Source organism: Rhodococcus sp. T7 (assembly GCF_009872365.1).
In the GTDB taxonomy this organism is placed as follows: Bacteria; Actinomycetota; Actinomycetes; order Mycobacteriales; family Mycobacteriaceae; genus Rhodococcus_F.
On sequence record NZ_WXYH01000389.1, the window covers coordinates 728,503 to 731,507 of the forward strand.

Sequence of the window (3,005 nt, forward strand, 5' to 3'; positions counted from 1 at the left end):
ACGTTCCACAGCGCCTCGTACAGGAACGTCGGATGCACCACGAACGCGACCTCGCCGGTGGACACCCCGTCGATCAGCTGCGGTGACACCTGGCCCAGGTCGTTGCGCCGCTCGAAGATCTCGAGCCCCCACGGCACGTCGGTCTCGCGACCGTAGAGTTCCTGATTGAAGTAGTTTCCGAGCCGGCCGATCGCCTGCGCCAGCAGGATCGCGGGCGCGACCGCATCGCCGAGCGCAGGCAGCGGGATGCCGCGGCGACGACAACCGATCCAGGCTCCGACACCGCCGAGCGCCACGGCACCCCAGATGCCGAGACCGCCCTGCCACACCTTCAGGGCGTCGACGGGGTCGCCGCCTTCCCCGAAGTACGTCGGCCAGTCGGTCATCACGTGGTAGAGACGGCCGCCGATCAGGCCGAACGGCACCGCCCAGATGGCGATGTCGAGGACCGTGCCCTTCTCGCCGCCGCGGGCGACCCAGCGACGGTCACCCCACACGATCGCGACGACGATCCCGACGATGATGAACAGCGCGTACGCGCGCAGGGCCACCGGTCCGACATACCAGACACCTTGAGGCGGACTCGGAATGTAGGCCAGTACGTCCACAGTGGAAGTCACGACGCCACGGTAGCGGAGCGAACGCCCACGGCGAGTTCCTCGTGAGCGAGCGCACCCTGACCCGGCAGCTCGCCGCCCCGCCGCCGTGGTGAGGCTCTCCCGTGTTGGTTCTCCTGAGCGGACCGACGGAGGTCTACGTCCGATGCCAGACGGCGGTTATGATCCTGTTCGGCGATGGATCTCCGCCACGACACCCTGCGAGGGGTCGTCTGAACCGCCTCACCCGAGGCTGATGGCTCCTTTTCCCTTTCGTGGAAGGAGTGTGCCCGTGGACGGTCGCCGCGACCCGAATCCCACTTTGCCGGTCGATCCCGATACCGCACCCCGTACCCCCGGCCCGTTGCATGTTCGCCCGGCGGCGATCGCGGCGGTCGGTGGTGGGGGCTTGCTCGGGGCCCCGCTTCGCTATCAGCTCGGTGTGTGGTTCCCCCAGGCCGCGGGTGGATGGCCGGTGACCACATTCGTGATCAACGTGGCCGGTGCGTTCCTGCTCGGGCTGGTGCTCGAAGCGTTGACCCGGCTCGGCCCGGACACGGCGTGGCGTCAGCGGGTGCGCCTGGGTGTGGGCACCGGGGTGCTGGGCTCGTTCACCACCTACAGCACCCTCGCGGTGGATGCCGACCTGCTCCTGCGCGGCCATCAGTGGTGGGCGGCGGGAAGTTATGCGGCCGGAACGGTGCTCGCGGGCATGGTGGCCACCATCGCGGGGATCGCGGTCGGGGAGCAGGTGCGGTCGCGGCGGGAGGAGCAACGGTGATGGTGTGGTGGATCGCGTGCGCCGGCAGTGTGGGGGCGATCGCCCGGTTCGTTGTGGATGGGGCGATCAAACACCGCCGCAGCGTTGAGTTTCCGTGGGCGACGGCGGCGATCAACGTGACCGGGTCTTTGCTGCTCGGGTTCGTGGTTGGCCTGGTCCTTTTTCACGGTGTTCCGCGCGAGGTGCAGTTGATTGTGGGTGTCGGGTTCTGCGGTGGGTACACCACCTTCAGCACCGCAAGTTTCGAGACCGTGCGGCTGATCCACCGCGGACGGTATGCAGCCGGTGTCACCAACGCGGTCGGCACCCTGCTGGTGACCCTCGCCGCCGGCGCGGCGGGTCTGGCCTTGGCCGGGATCTAGAAGCGAGGGTGTGAGGAGAACACAATGACCCAAAACAACCACAACCACCCCGCCCCCCGAGAGACGCTGCGGGACTGGCGGACCCCGCTGCGCGTCGACGGCCCGCCGGCGCCCACCCCGGCGGTGTGTCATCTGGTGGTCGGCTTCGACCGGCACCCGGCGAGCCACGCCGCCCTGACCTACGCGATGGACCTCGCCGGCCGCCTGACCGCGTTCGTGCACGTCGCGCACATCGTCGACATCGACGACATCCCGATCGAACCGGACCGCGACGACTGGGAGCAGCGCTTCGCCGACGCCGTCGAGCAAGAGCGCACCGAGGCGAGCGCCATGCTGGCGGCCCTGCCCGGCAACTGGGCCTATTACTCCCGCGAGGGCAACCCGGCACAGCTGCTGACCACCATCGCCGAAGCGAACGACGCCCTGATGATCATCATCGGCACCTCCCGCGGCGGGGCGATGTCGCTGATGGAACGGTTCCTCGGTGAATCAGTGTCCTCAAAACTGGTCCACCACGCCCACCGCCCAGTCCTGCTCGTCCCCGTACCGCCAGGAGCGTGAATGACGCCGTCCGAGCCCGCGGACAGGTCCTCCAACGCCCGGCGCGGGTCCCACGCGCCGGTCCCGAAACCCGTCCGAACGGTGGGCATTGCCGGGAGGGTGCGCCGGCCGATGGGTGCTTTGCGGGTCGTGTTCGCGTTCGGCACGATCAGCCTGCTCACGGACGTCGGATACGAGGGTGCCCTGTCGATCACCGGCCCCCTGCTGGCGTCGTTGGGTGCGACCGCGTTCGTCGTCGGTATCGTCACCGGAGTCGGTGAGGCTGCGCGCCAATGCTGCGGCTGGTCTCCGGGCCGCTGGTCGACCGCACCCAAAAGTCTTCGGCGTGGACCATCGCCGGATACGCGCTCACCGTGATCGCCGTCCCTTTCCTCGGGATCGCCGCCGCCCTGTGGCATGTGCTCTGGTCATCGCCGAACGGGTCGGGAAGTCGGTCCGCAGCCCGGCGAAGGACACTCTGCTCTCGCACGCCACCGCCGCCACTGGCCGCGGCCGCGGCCGCGGCTTCGCCGTCCACGAGGCCCTCGACCAGATCGACTATGAGGGCGAGGTTCTGCCGGACCGCGACCATGTGGTCGTTTATGCCGGCATCCCGGCCCATTGGCCGATCGTCATGTGCCCGCCGTCGTGAGGCTGCACCCTTTGAGTGGACACCCCGGACAATGGTTCTAGGAGAGCCAGGAGGGATGTCGAGGTGGGACGCCA

At 68.8% G+C, this 3,005-nt stretch carries 4 protein-coding genes and 1 pseudogene; 4 read left to right on the top strand and 1 reads right to left on the bottom strand.

What is annotated here, in order from left to right:
* A partial coding sequence (locus MLGJGCBP_RS47425) for a prolipoprotein diacylglyceryl transferase family protein (RefSeq protein ID WP_160104043.1) occupies window positions 1–620 on the bottom strand: 620 nt, incomplete at its 3' end.
* A gap of 268 nt (window positions 621–888) precedes the next feature.
* Here MLGJGCBP_RS47425 and MLGJGCBP_RS47430 point away from each other — a divergent pair.
* The 4 genes and pseudogenes from MLGJGCBP_RS47430 to MLGJGCBP_RS47445 all read left to right on the top strand — a co-directional run.
* On the top strand, window positions 889–1,377 hold the full coding sequence (locus MLGJGCBP_RS47430; RefSeq protein ID WP_007296122.1) for a fluoride efflux transporter FluC: 489 nt from the start codon (window positions 889–891) through the stop codon (window positions 1,375–1,377).
* The gene (crcB, locus tag MLGJGCBP_RS47435) at window positions 1,374–1,739 is read left to right on the top strand and encodes a fluoride efflux transporter CrcB (RefSeq protein WP_442972141.1); all 366 of its coding nucleotides are present in this window, start codon (window positions 1,374–1,376) and stop codon (window positions 1,737–1,739) included. Before MLGJGCBP_RS47430 ends, crcB begins: the two co-directional genes overlap by 4 nt.
* 24 nt (window positions 1,740–1,763) lie before the next feature.
* Window positions 1,764–2,300, top strand: coding sequence for a universal stress protein (locus MLGJGCBP_RS47440; RefSeq protein WP_007296124.1), 537 nt, complete (start codon window positions 1,764–1,766; stop codon window positions 2,298–2,300).
* A 111-nt stretch (window positions 2,301–2,411) separates the two neighbouring features.
* Window positions 2,412–2,835 (top strand): annotated as a pseudogene (locus MLGJGCBP_RS47445) (MFS transporter); the annotation flags it as partial.
* Window positions 2,836–3,005: the final 170 nt, after the last annotated feature.